Raw genomic sequence first — 24295 nt, 5'->3', positions numbered from 1 at the left:
CCCGGATTGTAGGCAGGCCGCCGTGACGACGGCATGTCCACGCCCCCCAAGTGCCGTCACCTGAACCGCATGACCACCGTGCTCCTGAGCCTGGGCAGCAACGTCCAGCCCCGTCGCTACCTCCACGCCGCGGTGGCGGCCCTGCGCGAGCGCTTCGGCGCGCTGCAGGTGTCGCCCGCCTACCGTACCGCCGCGGTCGGCTTCGATGGCCCGGCCTTCCTCAACAATGCGGTGGCGATCGAAACCGACCTGCCGCTGCAGGAACTGGACGACTGGCTGCATGCGCTGGAAGACGCGCACGGGCGCGACCGCAGCGGGCCGCGCTTCTCCGACCGGACCCTGGACATCGACGTGGTGTTCTACGGGGATCTGGTGGTGGAAGGTCCCGGCCACCTGCGCATTCCGCGCCCGGAGCTGAAGCATGCCTTCGTGCTGAAGCCGCTGGCCGACATCGCGCCGGGCTTCATCGACCCGGTCAGCGGGTTGGACCTGGCAACGCTGTGGCATGCGCACAGACAGTTTGGCGAGGCGTTCGAGGTCGTGGACCTCGGATGACGGAGGTTGCCGGCCAGCGGCCGGCAACATTTCAACTGACCGTTCGCCCACCATCCACGCGCAGGGTGTGGCCGGTGACGAAGCTGGCTTCGGCCACCAGCCAGTACACCGCCTCGGCGATCTCCTCGACCGTGCCGATCCGTGCCAGCGGCGTGCGCGCCAGCAGCGCCTCGCGGGCGAAATCGTCCTTGCCCTGTTCCGGCCACAGGATCGCCCCCGGCGCTACCGCATTGACCCGCACCTTCGGCGCCAGCTCCAGCGCCAGCGAGCGGGTGGCCATCTCCAGCGCGGCCTTGGCCATGGTGTAGGCGATGTGGTCGCGCATCGGGTCGGTGCCGTGCAGGTCGGTCAGGTTGACGATGCAGCCCTGCTGGCGGCGCAGGTAGGGCGCCGCCGCCTGTGACAGCAGCAGCGGCGCGCGCGCGTTGACCGCGTACAGCTCGTCCATTGCCTCGGCGGTGACCTGGCCGAGCGGGGTGGGGAAGAAGTTGGAGGCGTTGTTGACCAGCGCGTCCAGTCGGCCGAAGTGGGTAACGGCCTGTTCCACCAGGTCGGCCAGGGCGTCGGCGTCACGCAGGTCGGCCTGCAGGGCCAGCACGCTGCCCGGACGCACGTTGTCGAAATCGAACGCGGCCTGCTGCAGCTCGGCGCTGGAGGTATTGGCGTGCAGCACCACCGACCAGCCACAGGCGTGGAACTGGCGGGCGATGGCCGCACCGATCCGGCGCGCGCTGCCGGTGATCAGGACCACGGGGTGGGTATCGCTCATCGAGGGTCATCCAAGGCTCGGCTATCCTGTGCACCATTGTCACCGCATTCGAAGACGCCATGCAGCCCACCTTCCCCCTGCCCGAAGCCGATGCCCTGGCCCATAGCGATCAGCTGGCGGCCGCCCTGCGCGCCGAGATCCTTGCGCAGGGCGGGGCGATGCCGTTCTCGCGCTTCATGGAGCTCTGCCTGTATGCCCCCGGCTGGGGCTATTACAGCGCCGGCGCCAGCAAGTTCGGTGGCAGTGGCGACTTCACCACCGCGCCCGAGCTCGGCAGCCTGTTCGCCGGCAGCGTGGCCAATGCGCTGGCGCCCGTGTTCGCCCAGCTGGGTGCGCAGGCGCGCATGCTGGAACTGGGCGGTGGTACCGGCGCCTTCGCCGAAGCGGTGCTGCTGCGCCTGGCTGAGCTGGACGCGCTGCCGTCGCGCTACGCCATCCTCGAACCCAGCGCCGACCTGCGCGAGCGCCAGCAGCAGCGCCTGCAGCAGAACCTGCCGGCCGAGCTGGCCGCACGCGTGGACTGGGTCGACCGGCCGTTCGAGGAGGACTGGGAGGGCGTGGTGTTCGCCAACGAGGTGATCGACGCGCTGCCGACCCCGCGCTTCCTGATCCGCGATGGCGAGGTCTACGAGGAAACCGTCGAGCTGGATGCCGAAGGCAACTTCATCCGCGGCGCGCAGCCGGCCGACATCCTGCTCAATGGCGCGGTACGCCACATCGAGCGCTATCTGGAAAAGCCCTTCGCCGAGGGCTACCGCTCCGAAGTGCTGCCGCAGCTGCCGTACTGGCTGCAGGCGGTCGCCGGTGGCCTGCAGCGTGGCGCGATGCTGTTCGTCGACTACGGTTACAACCGCGGTGAGTTCTACCAGCACGACCGCGACGATGGCACCGTGCGTGCGTTCTACCGCCACCACGTGCACAACGACGTGCATCGTTGGCCGGGCCTGCAGGACATTACGGCGTCGGTGGATTTCACCGCGATGGCCGAGGCCGGCATGCACGGCGGTTTCGAGCTGGCCGGTTACTGCAGCCAGGCCAGTTTCCTGCTTGGCAACGGCCTGGACCAGGTGCTGCTGCTGGCCGAGGAACGCACCGATGAGGTCGGCCGCATCCAGCTGCGCGACCAGGTGAAGAAGCTGACCCTGCCGACGGAGATGGGCGAGCGCTTCCAGGCTATCGGCCTGCAGCGTGGCGTCGACTTCGAACCGGCCTTCGAGCTGGGTGATCTGAGCTGGCGCCTGTGAGCCACGCGTTGCCGGTGATCAAGCCGCTGCGGCGACCCCGGCTCTGGGCCGCGCTGTGGGCGGCGGCAGTACTGCTGGTGATCGTGGTCTGCCTGATCCCACCACCGCCGATTCCGTTGCCGGAAAACAGCGACAAGGGCGAACACTTCCTCGCCTATTTCATCCTGGCCGGCAGCGCGGTGCAGCTGTTCCGTCGGGGCCGCCCGCTGCTGTGGGTGGGCGTGGGCCTGGTGCTGATGGGCATCGGCATCGAGTTCGCGCAGGGCGCGCTGACCAGCAACCGCATGGCCGACCCGATGGATGCGCTGGCCAACACCATTGGCGTGCTGGCCGGCATGGCCACCGCACTGACCCCGATGCGCGACCTGCTGCTGCGCTGGCGCGGGTAAAGGCGTGCCAACCAAGGTTGGCACCTACCGGTAGATCCACGCCATGCGCGGATGGAATCCGTAGATCCACGCCATGCGTGGATGAACTGCCCGGGGTGCCGACCAAGGCCGGCACCCACCAGGACAGACCTGCCGTCATTTCCCCAGCGTGACCTCATCCAGCACCCACATCGCCGGGCGCGTGTCGCCGGTGAAGTTGATGCACAGATCACCCGTGCCCTGGGTGTCCTTCGGCAGCGTCGCACGCAGGGTCACGAAGCCATCGGCATCGGGCTTGGCCGGCAACGCTACTTCGGCCAGCACCTTGCCGCTGCAGTCGCCGCGACGCACCAGCATCTCCCCATGCGCGCGCTTGGCCTTCTCGAAGCGACGCTTGGGCTCGTCGTGGGCCAGCTGGAAATAGTATGGGATGCGGCCGGCACGGACTTCCACGCTGCCGATACCGTCCAGCTGCGCCTGCGGCCAGCGCCAGCACGGCTGGAAGATGTCCACGTTGAACACCGCACGCGTTCCCTCGCGCGGGCCATCGTCTTCCAGGCGCAGCACCAGACCCTTCTTGCCCACGCAGCTGAGCAGTTCATCACTGCGGCGGCTGAGCAGCGATTGCGCAGTGAAGTCCGCAACCGTCGGTTTCGCCGCCAGCATCTGGCCCTGGTAGAACGCGGCGGCCTGCACGGCGGCGGGCAGCTTTCCGGTCAGCGGCTGCTGGTACAGCGGCGACTGCGCGGTCACCGGCTGGCCATCGGTGCTGTAGCGCACTTCATAGCCCAGCGGATTGGCCAGCGACACGGTCACGGTGTTCTTCGCACGATCATCGGTGTAGTCCACGACTACTTCGAACGGGGTCTGCGCATAGGCCAGGCCCCAGGCACGGTAGCGCTGCAGCTGTGCCGGCAGGCGTGCGAGGAAATCGCGGAAGTCGCGATGTTCCGGCGTGCTCCAACCGGTCTCGGCCACCGCGGCCAGGCGCGGGAACAGGTTGTGCTGCAGGCGCGCATAGCTGCGCGTGTGTTCGGTGAACATGTTGGCCTGCAGGCCGAGAATGTGCCCGCGCTTGTCGGCGGCCAGTTCGGCCGGCACCGGCTCGAAGTTGTAGAGCTTGCCGAGATTGACCTGGCTCGGACGGCCCGGCGGTTCGTTCGGCGAGGCAGTCTGCAGGTAATCCAGGTACAGGTAGCCGACCGGCGACATGATCACGTCATGCCCGGCACTGGCCGCAGCGAGGCCACCTTCGGTGCCCTGCCACGACATCACCGTGGCCTGCGGCGGCAGACCCCCTTCGAGGATTTCGTCCCAGCCGATCAGGCGCCGGTCGTGTTCCTTCAGGAACGTCTCCAGGCGCTTGATGATGTGGCTCTGCATGGCCATCTCATCCTTGATGCCCAGTGCACGCATGCGCTGCTGCACCTGCCTGGAGGCTTCCCACTGGTCCTTCACCGCCTCGTCGCCACCCACGTGCACGTACCTGGCCGGGAACAGTTCGATCACTTCCTCCAGCACGTTCTCGAGGAAGGTGACGGTGCTGTCTTCCACGTTGAACAGGTTCGGGAACACGCCCCATTCGCTGATCGGCTTCAGCGGGGTATTGATCGAACCCAGTTCCGGATACGCGGCGATCGCTGCGGTCGCGTGCCCCGGCACATCGATTTCCGGAATCACCTGGATATGCAGCTTCGCGGCATAGGCGATCACTTCGCGGATCTGGTCCTGCGTGTAGAAGCCGCAGTACGGATGCTCCTGGCCGCTGACCGGATCGATGCCACCGTCGCCGGCCGGCAGGCGGCAGCTGCCCACTTCGGTCAGCTTCGGGTAGCGCTTGATCTCCATGCGCCAGCCCTGGTCATCGGTGAGGTGCCAGTGGAAGGTGTTGAGCTTGTGCGCAGCCATTGCGTCGAGCACGCGCTTGATCTCGTCAAGGCTCTGGAAATGCCGTGCCGAGTCGAGCATGAAACCGCGCCAGCTGAAGCGTGGCGCATCCTGGATCTGCACCGCTGGCAGCACCCCATTGCTGCCGCCGGTGGCGAGCTGGGCGAGCGTGGTCGCGCCATAGAACAGGCCGGTTTCGTTGCCGGCCTGCACCAGCACGCCCTGCGCGGTGCTTTCCAGCGTGTAGCTTTCGCCGCTGTCGCGGAAGGTGGGCACGATCTGGAAGCGGATGCTGCCGGTCTTGGCTGCAGCCTTGCCCTTGGCCAGGACCAGGCGCGGGCCACCACTGCGGGCCAGCAGGCCGGCGAACTGGGCGGCGACGCGCTGCGCGACTTCGCCTTCGGCCTGCAGCACGGTGTCGGCGCGAACGGTGATGCCGCTGCCCTGGCCGGCCTGCACATTGCTGGGGGCGGGAATCAGCATCAGGCTGCCGGCGCGCAGCTGCGGGCCGGGTGCTTCAGCGGCAGGCGTGGGATCGGCGGCGAGTGCCGGCAGTGCCGGCAGCAGGGCGAGCAGGCTGCCCAGCAGCACTGCGCTGCGCATCCGGGCGCGGGAAGGCTTGACCATCGGAACGACTCCTTGGAACGGTGCGATGAACGCTATACATGAAAAACGCCGGGCCCGGAATGACCCAGGCCCGGCGTGCGTGCACGACTCGGCGATGTTGCCGCCGCTGGATCAGTACTTGAAGCGGAAGTTGAGGTAGTACTGGCGACCGTTGCTGTAGAACGAGGTCGGGATGGCCGCGGTCTGGTAGTACTTGTAGGTCGGGTTGTTGAGGTTGAGCGCATCGAAGCTGATGCTCAGCCAGTCGGTGGCCTTGTAGCTCAGCGACGCCGACAGGGTGCCGAAGTCATCCTGGTAGTACGGGTTGGCGCCGGACAGGCCGATCAGGAACGACGAACGGCGGGTGTAGCTGACGCGTGCACCGAAGGTATCGTTCTCGAAGTATGCACCGACGTTGTAGGTGTTCTTCGAAGTACCCAGCAGGTTGTCGCTGCCATCGGCCCAGGTGTGGTCGGTGCTGCCATCGGCGTAGGTGTAGTTGGCATTGACACCGAAGTACTCGCCGATCGGCTGCTCATAGGCCACTTCGATACCGCGCACCTTGCCGTCGGCATTGCGCGGGCGGGAGATGTTGTACTCCTCGAGACGGTTGGTCAGCTCGCTGAACAGCATTTCCTTCTCGGTGCTGAAGGCGACGTAGTCCTTCAGGCGCATCGAGTAGGCACCGATCGACAACATGCCGCGCGGCATGAAATACCACTCCAGGTTGGCGTCGAAGTTGGTCGACACCACCGGCTTCAACTTCGGATTGCCGCCACCGCCGGTCCGGTTCAGGTCCGAACCGTACGACGAGGCACCCAGTGCCGAGAAGTCCGGCAGGGTCTGGGTCTGCGAGGCGGCCACGCGCAGTACCAGGTCGTCACGCAGGTCGTACTTGAAGTTGGCGCTCGGCAGCACACGGTTGTGCTTGTTCTCGAATGCTTCGCGGGTCCACGCGCCAAACAGGCTGCTCACGTCCGGCACGGTCGAACCGGTGGCGGCGGCGTAGGTATCGATATCCTGCTTGATGTTGACGTAGCGCAGGCCGACGTTGCCGCTCCAGCGGTCGCCGCTGAAGTTGCCCTGTACGTAGGCAGCGAAGTTCTTCTCGGACACCGTCCACTCGGCGCCGTAGTTGTGGCGGCCGGTCGGGCCGTCATTGCCGGACAGCCAGGTGGAGTTGTTGGTCACTGCTTCCTTCAGTGCGCCCGGGGTGAAGTACCACAGGTCACGCGGGAAGCTGCCACCGATGCCGTTGGCGAAGCCACCGGGGAAGTTGGCGGTGGCGCCGTTCTTCAGCGCATTCCAGATCGCGCCCGGGGTTGCGCCTTCCGGCGACTTGGCCTCGCGCTTGTGGTCGCCGAAGCGGGCGCCGAAATCAATCGAGTTCAGTACGCCAGCGTCGGCGAAGTACTGGTTGAAATCGAGCGTGGCCCACTTTTCCTTGTCGATCGCGGTGACCTGCTGGTTGCCCCAGGTGCCGAAGTCGGTCACGCCGCTCGGGCCGATGTTGCCCCCGACGTTCCAGTCGATCGGCGAGCCGTTGCCGTGGGTCGCCCAGGTGGCGCCGCCACCACGGGCCAGGTTGACTTCGGCGATGTACTGGCGCGGCGTTTCGCCGGTGCCCTTGGTGCTGCCAGCCTGGAATTTCATGCCCAGGTTGTCGCTGATCTGCCAGTCGGCATCGAAGGTGATGTAGTTGGTCTTGGCCTTCGACTCGCGGTAGATCATGTCGTACACCGCGTAGTCGCGGTCGGCCTGGCCGGCGAAGGTGGCGTTGGACAGCACGCCATCCTTGATGACGTAACCCGGATTCGGGGCCTGGCCCGGAATCAGGATCTTGTTGCCATTGGCATCTTCAACGGTGCGGTCATTGAGGATGCGGCCACCCCACAGCATGAAGTTGCGGTTGTAGTTGTTCGCCTTCAGTTCCGAGCTGAAGCCTTCCAGGCCCAGGGTCAGGTTGTCCATCGGCTTGAACTGCAGCGACACCAGGCCGCCCTTGCGCTCGCGGGTCTGTTCGAACAGGGTCGAGCCGAGCAGGCCCGGGGCATAGACGCCGGCCAGGTCCGGGTTGGACTTGGCCACGGTGCCATTCGGATCGATCTGGAAGAAACCGCCCGGGATTTCCTGCGCTTCGCGGCGCAGCTCGCGCTTCTGGCTGAAGGCCTGCACCATCACGCCGAAGTTGCCTTCGTCGTTCTTGTAGTTGAACAGTGCCGACAGCTGCGGGTCGTTGGACTTGGCCTGGTCCGAACGCACCATGCCGATGGAGCCTTCCGCAGTGAGCTGCTTGGAGAATTCCAGCGGCTTGCGGGTGAGGATGTTGACGGTACCGGTGGTGCCACCGTCCTGCAGCTTGGCCTGCGAGGACTTGTTCACTTCCACCGAGCGCACCAGTTCCGACGGCAGCAACGAGTAGCTCACGCTGCGGCCGACGTTGTTGCCCTGGCTGAGCACGAACCAGTCGGCGGTGCCGACGGTGTGGCCGTTGATCAGGGTCTGGGTCAGGCTCGGGCTGGTACCACGCAGGCTGACGCGGTCGGCTTCGTCGAAGCCGCCTTCGTCGGCGCTGGACGAGCTGATGTTCACGCCCGGCAGGCGCTGCAGGGTGTCGGCGACGTTGTGCGCGGGCAGCTTGCCCACGTCTTCGGCGGTGACCACTTCCACGCGCGCATTGGCTTCGCGCTTGGTATCCAGCGACTTTTCCATCGAACCACGGATGCCGGTGACCTGCACGGTATCCAGGTCGGTGGCGGTCTGGGTGGCCTGCTGCGCGTGCGCGCTGAAGGCGAGGCAGCTGACGATGGCGGCCGAAAGCAGGGTCTTGCGGGTGTTCATGATGTCTCTCCTCATCACTCGATTGGATGCCGGCGGCGGTGTTCGATTACGGTTGCGATGACATGCGCGGGGCGGCGGCGAAGTCCCGTGCGTTGGCGTGCCACGTACTGCGTGCTGCGATTGCGTTGAAGCCTGTTGCGGTGTCAGGCGGCCGACTGCTGCAGGTACCAGCTGGCAGCGCCGACCACGCCCAGCTGGCCGTGCTCGACGACCTTCACCGGGATGCGTGCCAGCGCTTCGCCCATCGGTCCCTTCTGCAGGTAGCGTTCGACGAAAGTGCTGGCGTGCAGGTACTCGCGGATCTGCGGCAGGATGCCGCCGGCCAGGTAGACGCCACCGTGGGCGCCGTAGAACAGCGCCATGTCGCCGATGGTGCTGCCGAGCAGGCCGCAGAACACATCCAGCGCCTGGCGCGCATGTGCATCGCTGTCGGCCATGGCCGCAGCGGTGACCGCGTCGGGGCTGGCCAGGGTCGGCGCCTGGCCCTGCAGTGCGCACACCGCGCGGTACAGGTTCATCAGGCCCGGGCCGGAGATCGCGTGTTCGATCGACACGTGCGCGCGGTCGCGCTGCATGTGGCGGACGATGGCCATTTCCAGTTCGGTGCTGGCGGCCAGGGTCGGTTGCCCGGCTTCGGTCGGGAGCACGACCGGGCCGTGCGCGGTGGGGATCCACAGCGCGGCGCCGAGGCCGGTGCCGGGGCCGACCACCAGGGTCGGGCCGCGGGCGGCGGTTTCCGGTCCGCACAGGTGCAGCACGCCACTGGCGTCAACCTGCGCGGCGGCGTAGGCCACGGCTTCGAAGTCGTTGACGATGTAGACCCGCTGCAGGCCGACGTCGGCTTCCACCTGGCGCGCCGACAGCGGCCACGGCAGGTTGGCGGTGATCACCGTACCGTCCTCGCGGGCGTAGCCGGCACTGGCGACCACGCAATGCGTGGGCCGCGGGCCTTCGCCGAGGAAGTCGGACAGGATCGCGCTGAGGCCGGCATGGTCGGCGTTGCGGTATTTGCGGTACTCCAGCACCTGCACCGGATGGGCGGCATCACCGCTGGCCTGGACCCGGGCCACGCGCACATGGGTGCCACCGACGTCGGCGGCCAGGAACGTCGGCGCGACTCGGGACAGGACATGGGCCGGGGCGGGGTGGCTGGCGGTCACGCGGGCTCCTGCTGCAGGTGGGGCCGGCCCCGGGATCGGGGGCGGCGATTGGGGCGGAGTCTGTAACCCCGCTGACAACGATGTCAACGAGTTCGTGACACTTTCGTTGCTGCATCGCAACGAATGCGACATGCAGTAAACGTTTACATGGCGTGAGTGCGGGTTTCACGTGGGAACCATTGCCGCACATGGGCCAAGGCCTTCGGCGCATTCAGCACGATGCGTTGCGATCGGGTTGCGCAGTGCAGCACGAGGTTCACAGGGCTGCGTGTGGAAGTTGACAAACCGCAGCTGTCCATCGAAAGAATGTGACAACGTTGTTCCCAGCCACTCTCCGACGCCGCGTTCTGCGGCCGTCGCCGCAGGAGCCCTCCTGATGTCCGCCGTCCCCGCTGCAAGCGCGCGCCCGAACGTGGCCACTTCCATCGCCATCGTTGGCGTGTTGTTCTTCCTGATCGGCTTCTTCACCTGGCTCAACGGCCCGCTGATCACCTTCGTCAAGCTCGCCTTCGAACTCAGCGAGGTCGGCGCCTTCCTGGTGCTGATGGTGTTCTACCTGTCCTACTTCTTCCTGGCCCTGCCGGCGTCGTGGATCCTGCGCCGCACCGGCATGAAGAAGGGCCTCAGCCTGAGCCTGCTGGTGATGGCCGGTGGTGCTGCGTTGTTCGGTGAGTTCGCCACCCAGCGCTGGTACCCGGGCGCGCTTGGCGGCCTGTTCGTGATCGGCAGCGGCCTGGCCCTGCTGCAGACTGCGATCAACCCCTACATCTCCATCCTCGGCCCGATCGAGACGGCGGCACGCCGCATCGCGCTGATGGGCATCTGCAACAAAATCGCCGGCATGCTGGCGCCGGTGCTGATCGGCACGCTGGTGCTGCACGGCATCGGTGACCTCGATGCACAGGTGCAGGCCGCAGATGCGGTCACAAAGGCCGCGCTGCTGAACGAGTTTGCCGCCAAGATCCACACCCCGTACCTGGCGATGGCTGCGCTGCTGGTGGTGCTGGCGGTGGCCGTGCTGTTCTCGCCGCTGCCGGAAATCAAGTCGTCCGAAGCCAACGCCACGCCGGCGGCTGCCGGTGCCGCCGAGCGCCGCAGCATCTTCCAGTTCCCGCATCTGTGGCTGGGCGTGCTGTGCCTGTTCGTCTACGTGGGCGTGGAGGTGATGGCCGGTGATGCGATTGGTACTTACGGGCATGGCTTCGACCTGCCGCTGGACCAGACCAAGATGTTCACCTCGCTTACCCTTGGCGCGATGCTGGTCGGCTATGTGGTCGGCCTGCTGTTGATCCCCAAGGTCGTTTCGCAGTCGCGCTACCTGACCATTTCGGCGGTGCTGGGCGTGGTGTTCTGCCTGGGCGCCTGGGCCACCCACGGCTATGTATCGGTGGCCTTCGTGGCCCTGCTGGGCTTCGCCAACGCCATGATGTGGCCGGCGATCTTCCCGCTGGCGATCCGCGGCCTGGGCCGCTTCACCGAAACCGGCTCGGCCCTGCTGGTGATGGGCATTGCCGGTGGCGCGATCATTCCGCAGCTGTTCGCCGTGCTCAAGCAGCACATCGACTTCCAGCTGGTGTTCGTGTTGCTGATGGTGCCGTGCTACCTGTACATCCTGTTCTACTCGGTGGTCGGCCACCGCGCCGGCCTGCCGCAGGACAAGGCCTGATCGGCGATGATGGACGGCAGCCAACCCCAGGGAAAACCCATGCGCAGAGCGACCATCAAGGACGTTGCGGAAAAGGCCAAGGTCTCGCTGAAGACGGTCTCGCGGGTGATCAACAACGAGCCTTCGGTGATGCAGGCCACCCGTGCGCGGGTGCTGCGTGCCATCGCTGAACTCGATTACGAACCCGATCCATCCGCGCGCAATCTGCGCAGCGGCACCACCTTCGTGATCGGGCTGGTCTACGACAACCCGAACCCGTACCACATCATCGGCGTGCAGAACGGCGTGCTGGCCGCGTGCCGCGAGACCGGTTTCGGCCTGCAGATCCATCCCTGCGATTCCAGCTCGCCGCTGCTGGCCGATGAGCTGGCCGACTGGGTGCAGCGTTCGCGCCTGGCCGGGTTGGTGCTGACCGCACCGATGTCCGAGCGCCGCGACCTGATCCAGGCACTGACCGCGCGCGGCATCAAGCTGGTGCGCATCATTGCCGCCACCGAAGACCCGGCCGACGGCGCCTGCGTGTTCGTCGACGACCGCGAGGCCGCCTACGAGATCACCGAGCACCTGATCCAGCTGGGTCACCAGCGCATCGGCTTCCTCTGGGGCGGCATCTCGCACCGCTCCTCGGGCGAACGCTATGCCGGTTACGAAGCCGCGCTGAAGGACTACGGCATGACCGTGGACAAGCATCTGGTGGTGCAGGGCGACTACACCTTCGACGATGGTTTCCGCGGCGCGCGCCGCCTGCTGGCGCTGCGCGAGCCGCCCACGGCCATCTTCGGTTCCAACGACGAAATCGCCGCCGGTGTGCTGGCCGCCGCCAAGTCGGCCGGCATGAACGTGCCGTATGACCTGTCCATCGCCGGTTTCGAGGACAGCCCGTTCTCGCGCCAGTCGTGGCCGCCGCTGACCACCGCCAAGCAGGCCACCGAAGACATCGCCCGCCACGCCGCGCGCCTGCTGATCGCACAGCTGCGCAGCGACGCCTATGACGATGCGCCGGCACCGCTGCACAACCAGGGCTTCGTGCCGCAGCTGGTGGTGCGCGGTTCGACCGCGCCGATGCGCCCGGCCGGCGCACGCCCCCTTCCTTCCGATCCTGCCTGAGCCTGCCATGTCGCTGTCAGACCCCACGTCCACCCTGATGTTCGCCGAAGCCGCTGAAGCGGCCGACGTGGTCGCGCGCCAGTTCTCGCGCAACCACGCCACCATGGAAACCCTGGCCGCCAGCCTGCGTGCGGCGCCGCCGCCGTTCGTGGTCACCTGCGCACGCGGCAGCTCCGACCATGCCGCCACCTATGGCAAGTACCTGCTGGAAACCCAGCTGGGCCTGGTGGTCGCATCGGCTTCGCCGTCGGTGGGTTCGGTCTATGCCGCACCGCTGCAGCTGCGTGGCGCGCTGTTCATCGTCATCTCGCAGTCGGGCAAGAGCCCGGACCTGCTGCGCAACGCGGAAGCTGCCAAGGCCGCCGGCGCGCGCGTGATCGCACTGGTCAACGTCGAGGATTCGCCGCTGGCGCAGCTGGCCGATACGGTCATTCCGCTGCATGCCGGTGCCGAGAAGAGTGTGGCGGCGACCAAGAGCTACCTGGCGTCGCTGGCTGCGCTGCTGCAGCTGGCTGCCTACTGGAAGCAGGACGCAAGCCTGCGTGCGGCGCTGGACCTGCTGCCGCACGCGATGCGCGAGGCCTGGCAGTGCGACTGGACGCCGGTGACCGAGGGCCTGGTCGAGGCGACCAACCTGTTCGTGCTCGGCCGTGGCCTGGGCCTGGGCGCGGCGCAGGAAGCTGCACTGAAGTTCAAGGAAACCTGCAGCCTGCATGCCGAAGCCTACAGCTCGGCTGAAGTGAAGCATGGCCCGATGGCGCTGGTCGACCGCGGTTTCCCGGTGCTGGCCTTTGCCCAGCCGGATGAAACCGGCGCCGGCACCCGTGCCGTCGTCGAGGAATTCACCGCGCGCGGTGCACAGGTGTGGATGGCCGGTGCCGGTGGCAACCTGCCGGTAGCGGCCGCGCCGCATCCGCTGTGCGCACCGCTGCTGACCGTGCAGAGCTTCTACCGCGCGATCAACGCGCTGGCGCTGCGTCGTGGCTTCAACCCGGATCTGCCGCCGCACCTGAACAAGGTCACGGAGACGGTGTGATGGCCACGGTCCTGCGCAATGCCCGCGTCCTTGCCGGCGACGAATTCCGCGATGATCTGGCGGTGGTGATCGAGCACGGCCGCATCAGCGCGTTGCTGCCCGATGCAGCGCCGCAGCTGGGCCAGGCCGCCGAGCAGGTTGATCTGGGCGGTGGCTGGCTGCTGCCCGGTTTCATCGATGTGCAGGTCAATGGTGGCGGCGGCGCGCTGTTCAACAACACGCCGGACGTGGCGTCGCTGCGGACCATCGCGCAGGCGCACCGCCGCTTCGGTACCACCGCGATGCTGCCGACGCTGATCAGCGACGACGTGGGCGTGATGCGTGAAGCCATCGATGCGATGCGCGAGGCGATCGCGCAGGGTGTGCCAGGCGTGATCGGCATCCATCTGGAAGGACCGTACATCGCGCCGGCGCGCAAGGGTACGCACGATGCCAGCAAGTTCCGTGTGCCAGACGAAGCAGAGATCGCGCTGGCCGCATCGCTGGACAACGGTGTGACACTGCTGACGCTGGCACCGGAACGCGTGCCGCTGGAGACCATTCGCGCGCTGGTCGAGCGCGGCGTGGTCGTTGCCGCTGGGCATACCGCAGGCACCTACGAAGAGATCCGCGCCGGTCTGGATGCAGGCGTGCGTGGCTTCACCCACCTGTACAACGCGATGTCGCCGCTGCAGGGCCGTGAGCCCGGCGCGGTGGGCGCTGCGCTGGAAGACCGCGACAGCTGGATCGGCATCATCGTCGATGGCGTGCATGTGCATCCGGCCAGCCTGCGCGTGGCGCTGGCAGCCAAACCGCGTGGTCGCCTGCTGCTGGTCACCGATGCGATGCCGCCGGTTGGCGCCGACGATCCCAGTTACGTGCTGTACGGCGAAACCATCACCGCCATCGATGGCGTGGTGCGCAATGCCGCCGGTTCGCTGGCGGGCTCGGCGCTGGACATGGCCACCGCGGTGCGCAACACCGTGCAGCTGCTCGGCCAGCCACTGGCCGAAGCCGCGCGCATGGCCTCGACCTATCCGGCGCAGTTCCTCAACGTTGACGATCGTCTGGGCCATATCGCCGAGGGCTACCAGGCCGACCTGGTGCTGCTGGACGATGCCCTGCAGGTGCGTGGCACCTGGATTGCCGGACAATACGAGGCCGCCTGATGGCCGATCCCTTGAAGGGAAGTATGCCGCCGCGCCGGCTGGGCTCGATCGATGCCCTGCGCGGCATCACCGTGGCGGCAATGCTGCTGGTCAACAACCCGGGTGACTGGAGCGCGGTGTTCGCGCCGCTGCGTCATTCGGAATGGCATGGCTGCACGCCCACCGATCTGGTGTTCCCGTTCTTCCTGTTCCTGGTGGGCGTGTCGATGGCCTTCAGCGTGGCGCCACGCGCGCTGGATGCGGCGGCACGGCCGGCATTGGCGCGCGGCGTGCTGGAGCGTGCGCTGCGCATCCTGGTGGCCGGCGCGTTGCTGCACCTGTTGATCTGGTGGGCACTGCATACCCATCATTTCCGCATATGGGGCGTGCTGCAGCGGATTGCAGTATGTGCGGCGCTGGTGGGGGTGTTGGCCGTGTATGCGCGTCCGCGCGCACAGGCGGCCGTGCTGGTAAGTCTGCTGGTGGGGTATACCGTGCTGCTGATGGGCGTCGGTGACCTGGCGCCATGGACCAACCCGGCCAGCCGCCTGGATACCGCACTGTTCGCACCGTGGATCTATCAATGGCACGCTGACACCGGGCTTGGCCATGACCCGGAAGGGTTGCTGAGCACGCTGGGTGCGCTGGCCAGCACGGTGCTTGGCCTGCTCGCCGGTGGCCTGCTGCGCAATGGGCGTTCGGCGGCATTGGCCGGGCTGGGCGTGGCGACCGCCGTGCTCGGCCTGCTGCTGGCCATCGTGCTTCCGCTGAACAAGCAGCTGTGGACGCCCAGCTACGTGCTGTGGACCGGCGGCCTTGCGGCGCTGGCGCTGTGGCTGGGCCACGTGCTGATCGACCAGAAGGGTTGGCCGGCACTCGGCCGGCGCTTCGGGGTCAATGCGATCACCGCGTACCTTGGGGCATCGGTGATGTCGGTGGTGCTGATGGCTACCGGGATCTGGGGGTGGGTCTGGCAGCAGCTGGCCACCGCGATGCCGCAGGCGCTGGAGCTGGCGTCGATGCTGCAGGCGCTGGTGTTCGTCGCACTGTGGTGGGGCGTGGCGTGGTGGCTGGACCGGCGGAAGATCTATCTGAAGATCTGATGGCGCCTAATCCACGCATGGCGTGGATCTACCAGGTGCCATGAGTGAATCGATTGGCGATGCAGGATCAGTAGATCCACGCCATGCGTGGATGCTTTGCGCGTGATTCCCAAGTGCCGAAAAAATGAACGATTTCAGCCACATCACATTGGCGTGAGGACCGGGCGATTTCACATCTGAACTGTGATTCTCCGCACGCAAGTTCACCTGTCGAAACGGTTCACCACACGGCAGACTGCGAGCGCAGTGCCGCACATACGCAGTTCCTGATTTCCCGTCCAGGAGTGCCCCATGTCCCGTGCCGTTCCGCGTGCGTTCCGCCCGCGCCGCCTTGCTGTTTCCGTGTTGCAGGCCCTCGCCGTTCCGTCCCTGCTTCTGACGACCGCCAGCGTCGCCTGGGCGGGCTGCAACAACCCGGCACCGACCGCCGGCCAGACCGTCACCTGTGATGCCAACGCGCCGAATCCGCAGACCGTTCCCGTTGCCGCCAGTGGCGCGGCCGGAATCACCGTCAACGTCGGCAATGGTGCCCAGTTGCAGCAGAGTGGTGGTGGATCGGCCCTCGCACTGGTCGGTGCCGGTGGTCACCTGCTGTCAAACCAGGGCGCGATCAGTTCGGTGGGCGGTGTGGCCGTGCAGCTTGGGGGTGGCAGCCGCGTCGACAACACCGGCAGCATCAGCACCGGCAACAACATTGCCCTGCAGTTCATCGGCGCAGGCGACAGCGTGCTGGTCAATCGGGGAACGATCAGTGGTCAGACCGGCGTGCAGTTCGATGCGGGCAACGATCGCCTCGAGATGCAGGCCGGCAGCATCACCGGAGGCGTCCTGCAGGGCGATGGAAACGATGTGCTGCTGCTCAGTGACGGTACGATCGACAGCGTCGACCAGGGCGGTGGCGATGACCAGATGACTGTCACCGGCGGCACCGTCACCGGCGTGGTGGTGCAGGGCAGTGGCCGCGATGATTTCGTCATGAGTGGCGGCACGATCGGCGCGCTGCAGCAGGGCGACAACATCGATACCTTCCGCTTGAGCGGTGGCCGCATCGTCGGTGCGTTCGAGGATGGCGACCAGGCCTGGATGACCGCTGGCCGCATCGGCCGCGTCAACATGAAGCTGGACAAGAATCTGTGGGATCAGTCCGGCGGCATCGTTGAGGGCAACGTGGTCACCGGCTTCGACGCCGACACCATCATCATCTCGGGTACGGCCTACATCGGCGGCAACATCAGTGTCAGTGGTGGTGCCGACAGCATGACCATCACCGATGGCACCGTGCGCGGCCAGGTACTGCTCAGCACCGGCAACGACACCTTCAACTGGAACGGCGGCGGCATCGTCTACGGCGCGATCGACATGGGGCCGGACAACGACGTGGCCAACCTCAGCAACCTCAACCAGGGCAACCTTGGTGCAGTGCCGCTGTTCGACGGTGGCAGTGGCATCGATCAGCTTAACCTCAGCAACGTCAAGACCCCGGGCGTAGGCCGTTTCCAGAACTGGGAGGCGATCAGCCTGGCCAACAGCACCGAGCTGAGCTTCGATGGGGATCTGGTGCTGGGTGACAGCGGAACCGGCACCGGCACGCTCACGGTGGATGACACCAGCACTGTCTACGCGGGCAGTGGCGGCCATGCCGTCCGTCCGTTCAACAGTGGCGCACTGGTGGAGATGGTCAATGCCGGGCGCATCGACCTGACCGGTGCCGGCGCCGGCGACGTGTTCACTGTGCGTGGCAACTACCGCGGTGACGGTGGCGGCCTGTACCTGCGTACCGTGCTGGGTGCGGACAATTCCACCAGCGATCGACTGGTGATCGATGGCGGTGCCGCCACCGGCACGACCGGCATCGGCGTCATCAACGCTGGAGGCAGTGGAGCGGCCACGTTGGCCGATGGCATCCTGGTGGTGCAGGCCTTGAATGGTGGTCGCACTGCGCCGGGCGCGTTTTCGCTGTTCGCACCGGTCGCGGCCGGTGCCTACGAGTACTTCCTGTTCAAGGGCGGTGTCAGTGCCGGTACCAGCGAGAACTGGTACCTGCGCTCGACCGTGGTGGCCGGCCCGGCACCGGCGCCCAACGGAAGCGGTATCAATGGCGTACCGCCGCCGCCGACGCCACCCGTCGCACCCCCACCACCGATCACCCCGGCACCGCCACCGCCGCCCGAAGGTGCCACCGATCCGGATCTGACCGCAGGCGAGACCGCGCCGCCACCACCGCCGCCGGAACCCGTGCCGGTGGCGCCGCCCAGTGATCCGGCGGTGCCGGACGTGCCGGTGGCTGGCGGAGCGCTGCCCGGAACCGGTGCGCCGCCGACGCCGGGTGCACGTCCCGCCGAGGGCGCAGTGGTACCGCTATACCGCGTGGAGACTGCCACCTATGCTGTGGTGCCGCCGCTGCTGCGCGAGACCTCGCTGGCCAGCCTCGGTACCTTCCACGAGCGGCAGGGCGAACAACGCCTGCTGTACAGCCAGGGCGCATTCCGCACTGCCTGGGGCCGTCTGGTGGGGCAGAGCAGCGAGATCCACTGGAAGGGTGATGCGCAGCCCGGCTTCGATGGCGATGTGATGGGCCTGCAGGCCGGTCTGGATGTATGGGCCGCTGCCTCCGACAACCATCGCAACCAGATTGGCGTGTTCGTCGGCCGCACCCGCGTGCAGGGCAAGACCACCGGCCTGGCACTCGGCTGGGAGAACGTGCAGGTGGGGCAGAACCGCATGGACGACAAGCACGTGGGCCTGTACTGGACGTTCACCGACAGCAGCGGTGGCTATATCGACGCCGTGGCGATGCAGAGCCGCTACGACGGCCGCGTGCGTTCCTCTCGCGGGCTCGGCTTCGGCCTGAGCGGCGACGGCACCAGCGTGTCGGTGGAGGCCGGCAAGCCGCTGCTGCACTTCGGTCAGTCCGCATGGTGGCTGGAACCGCAGGTACAGGTGATCTGGCAGCGCACCGCGCTGGACGACCGCCGCGATGAAGTATCGAGCGTGCGTTTCGACAACGACAATGCCTGGACCGGCCGCATCGGCCTGCGCCTGGCCGGCGACTACCAGTTGGCCGACAACGGCTGGCAACCGTACTTCAAGCTCAATTACTGGCATGGCCGTTCCGGCGAGGATCGCGTCGGCTTCGACAACGACACGATCATCAATTCGCAGCGCTCGCGCGCACTGGAAGCCGGCGTAGGTGTGGTCGGGCGCTTCAGCCGCACCATCAGCGCTTACGCCGTGGCCGACTACACGCGCGAACTGGGCAGTGACCGCAACGAGAAGCGCCGCATCATCGAAGGCAACATCGGCCTGCGCGCGGACTGGTAGCGCCGGGCCATGCCCGGCGGCATGACCCGCTCTGGTGGGTGTCGACCTTGGTCGGCACAGATTCCACCGGCGCCATGACCCTGCTCTGGTAGGTGCCGACCTTGGTCGGCACGACTCTTTCCGCTGCCATGACCCTGTAGAGCCGAGCCATGCTCGGCTGCTTCGGTCCAATCCCACAGAGCCGAGCATGGGCTCGGCTCTATAGAACAATGGTGCGTGGCGAGATCGATCCCACCACGGCTATCCTATGGCTTCGATACATGACAAGGAGTCGTCGATGCTGGACCTAAGGAATGTTCGTGCCGCCATGCTCGCCACGCTGCTGCTTTCATCTGCGGCCGCTGTTGCAGAGGAAACAGTGGAGCTGCCGTCGCCCGAGGCGCGTGAGCAGATGCTGCAATTGTTGGAAACCCAGTCCTTGTACCGTGGCCGCGTCGATTGGAACGACGTGCGCGCACGCCTGAACGCCGCAGGCGATGACCGCGCACAACAGCGCCGTGTTCTGGATGAGGCCGCCGCACGCAGCAGCGGAGGCCACGGCCGTTGGTTTTCACCAAGCGAGCAGCGTCAGCGCTCCGAACGTGCTCAGCGCTTGAATGCCGCTCAGGCGAACGACCTCGCTGTCCCCAGACACGCCAATCCCCGCATCGGCGTGCTGCGGGTGAGCCCCTTCGTGGAAGACCTGCAACGCAGCGAATCGGAACGTTATGAAGCACGTAAGGTCTACGCGCTGGCGTTGCAGGAGCGTATCGCTGGCCTGGATGACGGAATGCGGTGCGGCTGGGTAGTGGATGTAAGCAGCAATGGCGGCGGCAACATGTGGCCGATGTTGTTTGGTTTGTTGCCATTGCTGCATGGAACGCCGGATACGCAGGGAGCGTTGATCGGCGCTTTCCGTAGTGCCAATGGATTGCTGTGGTGGCGGCAGGCGGAAGGTGAAGTCGTGCAAGGCAACGCATCGATGCTGCGTTCACGACAGGGCGCGTATCGGCTGCGTGCGGGCACGGCACCGGTGGCGGTGGTGATGGGGGCAGGCACTGCCAGCTCCGGCGAAGCAGTGGCGCTCGCGTTTCGAGGGCAACCAGGGAGTCGTAGTTTCGGTCAGCCGAGCGCGGGCTTTTCTACCGGCAATCGACCGACGACGCTGGTGGACGGTACCACCTTGCTGTTGACCCACAACGTCATGACCGACCGTAACGGCCAGGGCGACGGTGGCAGGATGCAGCCGGATCAGGCTACCCCCAGCGGACCAGTCACCCTTGCCGCCGCCCAAGCCTGGCTGCTGGCCCAGCCCGCCTGCCAGAGCAGCTGATCCATGATCCTGATCGGCCAGCACGAGCGGGTGGTGGTGGTCGGCCCAACCGAACCCCAACACTGCCTGCGCTGCCAGACGGAAACCGGGTTCGCGCCCCAGCTGCGCTACAAGATGGCGCGCATCGACCTGCTGTTCGCCTCACCTACCATCGCCGCTACGAGACCCGCTCTGGTAGGTGTCGACCTTGGTCGGCACAGATTCCACCGGCGCCATGACCCTGTAGAGCCGAGCCATGCTCGGCTGCTTTGATCGTGTCCCATGCAGCCGAGCATGGGCTCGGCTCTACAACGGCTATCCGCGTAATGGCGCGGCATGATTCGCCACGGTTATGCTGTGAACCTGACCCAACGACAAGGAAACGTCGCATGCAGATGTGCAAGGGAGTGCCTGGGAATGGCGCGCTGATACTGACCCTTCTGGCAGCCAACGCAACGGCCGCCATCGCGTCCACCACCGAAGTACCTTCGCCGGAAGCGCAGGTACAGATCCTGGATCTGCTCGAGCATGAAGCCTTGTACCGCGACAAAGTGGACTGGCCTGCCGCTCGTAAGCGACTGGCGTCGTTGCAGGCGTACCCGGGTGCGTTGCATACCGCCCTGCGTGAGATCATCGTGGAGAGCACCGGGGGGCATGGTGTCTGGATGACGCTTGCACGCAAGCGTGAAGCCACGGAGCGCTCGAAGCAGGTCGGCGCTGAGGCCGTTGCCAAGGCGAAAGTGGCTGGTGCCGTCGATGCACGCATTGGCTGGGTGGTCATCGAAGGCTATGCCGCCACGCCGGGGGCTGCGCGGCAGGACGAGTTCAATCAGGACATCCAGCGCGCGCTGCAATGGCAGGATGTCATCCGTGGCAAGGACAGCGGCGATCGCTGTGGCTGGATTGTCGATCTGCGCAGCAACCATGGGGGCAACATGTGGCCGATGCTGCTGGGTGTTGCGCCGTTGCTGCGCACGTCGTCGACAGGCGTGGAAGAGGTCGGGTCGTTTGCTGCTGCCCACGGGTCGCGGCGCTGGAGTCTGACGCCGACCATGGTGCAGGTCGATGGTCGTCCCAGGCTGGGATTCGGTCGACCGGGGTATTCCCTCAAGCAGCCCGGCGCGCCCGTCGCCGTTCTGGTCGGGTCGAATACCGCCAGCTCTGGCGAAGCGACGATGCTGTCATTCAGGGGGCGCCTCCAGACGCGGAGTTTCGGGCAGTCGACAGCGGGCTTCTCGACAAGCAACGATACGAGGTCCCTGGTGGATGGCAGTGTGTTGGCGGTGACGACCGCGGTGATGAAAGACCGCACTGGCGCTGGCGCCGGTGCCAGGATTACTCCGGATGAATTGACGACAGGCGATGCGGCCACCCTTGCCGCCGCCCAAGCCTGGCTGCTGGCCCAACCCGCCTGCCAGGGCCGCTGATCCATGATCCTGATCGGCCAGCAGGAGCGGGTGGTGGTGGTCGGCCCAACCGAAGCCCACCACTGCCTGCGCTGCCAGACGGAAACCGAGTTCGCGCCCCAGCTGCGCTACAAGATGGCGCGCATCGACCTGCTGTTCGGCCTCACCTACCATCGCCGCTACGAGCCGGCCTGCTGCCGGTGCGGGCACGGCTGGGTGCTGGATACCGAGACCATGGACCAGCAGCTGGGTGGGGTGCCGATCCCGTGGCGGCACCGCTTCGGCCTGCCGCTGATGCTGGTGCTGGTGGCCGGTCTGGCGGCGCTGGGCTGGCTGTGGCGTCATGGATTCCTCGGTTGAGGAGCGGGCCTGTTAAAGTCTGCCCTGCAATCACGTACCGGAACCGACCATGGACCACGACACCCCGTTCGAACCCCTCAACGACCTCGAGGTGCGCCTGCTGCAGGCCCAGGACGGCACGCTGACCGCAGCGCAGTTCCTCGACGGCCTGCTGACCTCGACGGCGTTCGTGCTGCTGGACAAGGCCATCGGCGAAGATGGCGCCTGGGACGAGAGCATCTCGCCGCTGGTGCTGACCAGCGAGAGCGGCGAGCCGATGTTCGCGGTGTTCACCGCCCCCGAGCGCGCCGGCCTGTGGCACGAGCAGCTGCCGCAGTTTGCCCATGCCATGCCGATCGCGGTGCACGCGCTGCTGGCCGGTATCGGCGACGGCGTCGGCCTGGTGCTGAACCCGGGCCTGGACGTGGGCATGGAGATGATTCCCGATGCCGTGGCCCAGCTAAAGCAGCGTGCAGCGGCGATCACCCGCGGCATGGCGCACTGAATCCAGGGATTGTCTGGTTGCCGGCCAGCGGCCGGCACTACCCGTGATGCCGGACGGCGGCGATGGCTTGCAAGTGCGTCCTGTTCAATGGAGAGGAGCATCGTGGGCAAGCGTTCTAACCGATCGCTGTGGGTCTATGAGATCGGCCTTCTTGCGGGTTTGGCACTGGCAGCTGCGTTCATCACCCGGTTCAATCCGGTGGAGACGCTCCGGTTGGCTGGTTGGCTCTTCCTCTTGATGCAACCTATCTTGTTGGGTGCTCATGCAGTCGACCACTTCTCGCGCAAGCGTCGTCGATAGACGGGCGATGTGAAGGTGCCGGCCAGCGGCCGGCACTACCCGGGCTTCAGCGGGCGGCGGCGATGGCTTTCACCCGTGCCTTGGCCAGTGCTTCGCCGATGGCCGGGCCCTTCAGATGCGTGGTATCCAGATCCCGCGCCTGCACTGACAGCGCCGCCTGGTGCAGGCGCTTGAGCGCTTCGCCCTGTGGGTAGTCGGCATCCTCGAAACCGAGCCGGCCGCGCTTGTCGGCCTCGCAGCACAGTACGATGCGGGCCACGCGTTCCGGCCGGCGTAGTGCATCGCAGCGGCCCAGCAGTTCCAGCACGGTGGCATCGCGCAGTTCGTCGATGCGGTGCACGTTCAAGTGCTCGCGGCAGACCGCTTCGGCCAGTTGCTGGTGCTCGGTGGGAATCTTCAACCGCGCGCACAATGCCTTCAGCGGTTTGATGCCGCGCTGCTCGTGCATGATGTGGCGCGGCCATTCCTCCGGCGGGGTCAGGCCCTTGCCGAGGTCGTGGGTGAGGGCAGCGAAGCCGACCAGGTCATCACCCGGTGCCAGCTTCGCGGCCATGTCGCTGACCATTTCCTGGTGGATGCCGGTATCGACTTCCGGGTGGAATTCGGCACGCTGCGGCACGCCATACAGCGCTTCCAGCTCGGGCAGGATCGGGCCCAGTGCCTGCGCATCGTGCAGCGTGCGCAGGAAGGCGGAGGGCCGTTCACTGACCAGCGCCTTGCGCAGTTCCTGCCAGACGCGTTCCGGCACCAGCGCGTCCAGCTCGCCACTGGCGGCGACCTCGCGCATCAGCGCCATGGTCTCTTCGGCGACGGTGAAGCCCAGTGGCGCGAAGCGCGCCATGAAGCGCGCCGCGCGCAGCACGCGCAGTGGATCTTCCACGAACGCCGGGCCGACGTGGCGCAGCACGCGCTGCTCAAGATCGCGAACGCCACCGTAAGGATCGACCAGCGTGCCGGTTTCCTCATCGCAGGCGATCGCGTTGATGGTGAAGTCGCGGCGCTGCAGGTCCTCTTCCAGCGTCACCGCCGGATCGGCATCGACCACGAAGCCGCGATAGCCACGGCCGGATTTGCGCTCGGTGCGCGCCAGCGCGTACTCCTCACCCGTCTTCGGATGCAGGAACACCGGGAAATCACGGCCGACGGCGGTGTAGCCCTGCGCTCCCATCTGCGCGGGCGTGGCGCCAACCACCACCCAGTCACGGTCGCCGGCAGTGCGCTGCAGCAGGCGGTCGCGCACGGCGCCGCCGACAAGATAGATCTTCATGGGGGGATGATCGCATGCCCGGCGCAGATGCACTGGTAGTGCCGGCCGCTGGCCGGCAACCGCTATTTGCCCAGGGGGTGCCGGCCAGCGGCCCGCACTACCGACGCAGATGCATCACGGCAGGCCGCGCCACTCCGGCACGAACAGGCCAGCCAGGAACCACAGTCCGTAGACGATCCACAGGCAGAGGAAGTAGAGCTTGATCTGCGCTTCGTCCCACAGGCTGCCCCAGCTGTCGATGAAGGCCAGCGACTTCCAGCCTTCCATCCAGGCCGCGCCACCCCAGCGCAGCACCCAGGTGGCGAACAGGCTCCAGGCGGCGAATATCCCGATCCAGGCCAGCAGGCTCATCGCTTTCCCCTCCCCGGGAAACGGATGCCGGGTAGTGCCGGCCGCT

21 protein-coding genes are annotated in these 24295 nt (G+C 66.6%); 15 read left to right on the top strand and 6 right to left on the bottom strand.

From position 1 onward, the window contains the following. Positions 1–69: 69 nt before the first annotated feature. Positions 70–555, top strand: coding sequence for a 2-amino-4-hydroxy-6-hydroxymethyldihydropteridine diphosphokinase (gene folK / locus ACZK33_RS20005; protein ID WP_125431366.1), 486 nt, complete (start codon positions 70–72; stop codon positions 553–555). Positions 556–586: 31 nt separating this feature from the next. On the opposite strand, the gene ACZK33_RS20000 is transcribed toward folK, so the two are convergent. After that, positions 587–1324 carry a pteridine reductase gene (locus tag ACZK33_RS20000; protein WP_024957037.1) on the bottom strand — a complete coding sequence of 246 codons (738 nt, stop codon included), beginning with the start codon at positions 1322–1324 and terminating at the stop codon, positions 587–589. A gap of 59 nt (positions 1325–1383) precedes the next feature. Between ACZK33_RS20000 and ACZK33_RS19995 the strand changes: the two genes are divergently transcribed. Next, a complete protein-coding gene (locus ACZK33_RS19995) occupies positions 1384–2568 on the top strand; it encodes a class I SAM-dependent methyltransferase (protein WP_097048873.1) in 1185 nt (394 codons plus the stop codon). Continuing rightward, a complete protein-coding gene (locus ACZK33_RS19990; RefSeq protein ID WP_032130419.1) occupies positions 2565–2957 on the top strand; it encodes a VanZ family protein in 393 nt (130 codons plus the stop codon). Before ACZK33_RS19995 ends, ACZK33_RS19990 begins: the two co-directional genes overlap by 4 nt. Positions 2958–3092: 135 nt before the next feature. On the opposite strand, the gene ACZK33_RS19985 is transcribed toward ACZK33_RS19990, so the two are convergent. The 3 genes from ACZK33_RS19985 to ACZK33_RS19975 all read right to left on the bottom strand — a co-directional run bounded on the left by ACZK33_RS19985 (position 3093) and on the right by ACZK33_RS19975 (position 9430). Then, positions 3093–5450, bottom strand: coding sequence for a beta-N-acetylhexosaminidase (locus ACZK33_RS19985; RefSeq protein WP_478453787.1), 2358 nt, complete (start codon positions 5448–5450; stop codon positions 3093–3095). Between the two features lie 111 nt (positions 5451–5561). Further along, on the bottom strand, positions 5562–8270 hold the full coding sequence (locus ACZK33_RS19980) for a TonB-dependent receptor (RefSeq protein WP_423175287.1): 2709 nt from the start codon (positions 8268–8270) through the stop codon (positions 5562–5564). A gap of 143 nt (positions 8271–8413) precedes the next feature. After that, a complete protein-coding gene (locus ACZK33_RS19975; RefSeq protein ID WP_032130422.1) occupies positions 8414–9430 on the bottom strand; it encodes a glucokinase family protein in 1017 nt (338 codons plus the stop codon). Between the two features lie 376 nt (positions 9431–9806). Between ACZK33_RS19975 and ACZK33_RS19970 the strand changes: the two genes are divergently transcribed. The 12 genes from ACZK33_RS19970 to ACZK33_RS19915 all read left to right on the top strand — a co-directional run bounded on the left by ACZK33_RS19970 (position 9807) and on the right by ACZK33_RS19915 (position 22631). Beyond that, a complete protein-coding gene (locus ACZK33_RS19970) occupies positions 9807–11096 on the top strand; it encodes a sugar MFS transporter (protein ID WP_032128949.1) in 1290 nt (429 codons plus the stop codon). 39 nt (positions 11097–11135) lie between these two features. Then, complete coding sequence (locus tag ACZK33_RS19965; RefSeq protein ID WP_006391719.1) at positions 11136–12203, top strand: LacI family DNA-binding transcriptional regulator; 1068 nt, start codon at positions 11136–11138, stop codon at positions 12201–12203. A gap of 7 nt (positions 12204–12210) precedes the next feature. Continuing rightward, positions 12211–13239, top strand: coding sequence for an SIS domain-containing protein (locus ACZK33_RS19960; protein ID WP_423175288.1), 1029 nt, complete (start codon positions 12211–12213; stop codon positions 13237–13239). Next, entirely contained in the window at positions 13239–14387 is a 1149-nt protein-coding gene (gene nagA, locus ACZK33_RS19955) for an N-acetylglucosamine-6-phosphate deacetylase (protein ID WP_423175289.1), read from the top strand. Before ACZK33_RS19960 ends, nagA begins: the two co-directional genes overlap by 1 nt. Continuing rightward, entirely contained in the window at positions 14387–15469 is a 1083-nt protein-coding gene (locus tag ACZK33_RS19950) for an acyltransferase family protein (RefSeq protein ID WP_423175290.1), read from the top strand. The genes nagA and ACZK33_RS19950 overlap by 1 nt, the downstream gene beginning before the upstream one ends. A gap of 291 nt (positions 15470–15760) precedes the next feature. Continuing rightward, positions 15761–18790, top strand: coding sequence for an autotransporter family protein (locus tag ACZK33_RS19945; RefSeq protein WP_423175291.1), 3030 nt, complete (start codon positions 15761–15763; stop codon positions 18788–18790). Between the two features lie 307 nt (positions 18791–19097). After that, a complete protein-coding gene (locus ACZK33_RS19940; RefSeq protein ID WP_423175292.1) occupies positions 19098–20102 on the top strand; it encodes a S41 family peptidase in 1005 nt (334 codons plus the stop codon). Between the two features lie 3 nt (positions 20103–20105). Further along, positions 20106–20354 carry a hypothetical protein gene (locus ACZK33_RS19935; RefSeq protein WP_423175299.1) on the top strand — a complete coding sequence of 83 codons (249 nt, stop codon included), beginning with the start codon at positions 20106–20108 and terminating at the stop codon, positions 20352–20354. A 116-nt stretch (positions 20355–20470) separates the two neighbouring features. Beyond that, positions 20471–21508, top strand: coding sequence for a S41 family peptidase (locus ACZK33_RS19930; protein WP_423175293.1), 1038 nt, complete (start codon positions 20471–20473; stop codon positions 21506–21508). Positions 21509–21511: 3 nt separating this feature from the next. Beyond that, a complete protein-coding gene (locus ACZK33_RS19925) occupies positions 21512–21847 on the top strand; it encodes a hypothetical protein (RefSeq protein WP_423175294.1) in 336 nt (111 codons plus the stop codon). A gap of 49 nt (positions 21848–21896) precedes the next feature. Further along, positions 21897–22331 carry an SseB family protein gene (locus tag ACZK33_RS19920; protein WP_005419309.1) on the top strand — a complete coding sequence of 145 codons (435 nt, stop codon included), beginning with the start codon at positions 21897–21899 and terminating at the stop codon, positions 22329–22331. Between the two features lie 102 nt (positions 22332–22433). Beyond that, positions 22434–22631, top strand: coding sequence for a hypothetical protein (locus ACZK33_RS19915; RefSeq protein ID WP_423175295.1), 198 nt, complete (start codon positions 22434–22436; stop codon positions 22629–22631). A 46-nt stretch (positions 22632–22677) separates the two neighbouring features. On the opposite strand, the gene ACZK33_RS19910 is transcribed toward ACZK33_RS19915, so the two are convergent. Beyond that, positions 22678–23898 (bottom strand): multifunctional CCA addition/repair protein, encoded by a 1221-nt coding sequence (locus ACZK33_RS19910; RefSeq protein WP_423175296.1) that lies wholly within the window; start codon positions 23896–23898, stop codon positions 22678–22680. A 114-nt stretch (positions 23899–24012) separates the two neighbouring features. Further along, positions 24013–24249, bottom strand: a complete 237-nt coding sequence (locus tag ACZK33_RS19905) for a hypothetical protein (RefSeq protein ID WP_049442860.1) — start codon at positions 24247–24249, stop codon at positions 24013–24015. Positions 24250–24295: the final 46 nt, after the last annotated feature.

The sequence above is a fragment of the Stenotrophomonas sp. 86156_Sma genome (assembly GCF_056481625.1).
The sequence above is the reverse complement of the archived record's forward strand: the minus strand, read 5'-3'. Positions and strand labels throughout refer to the sequence as shown.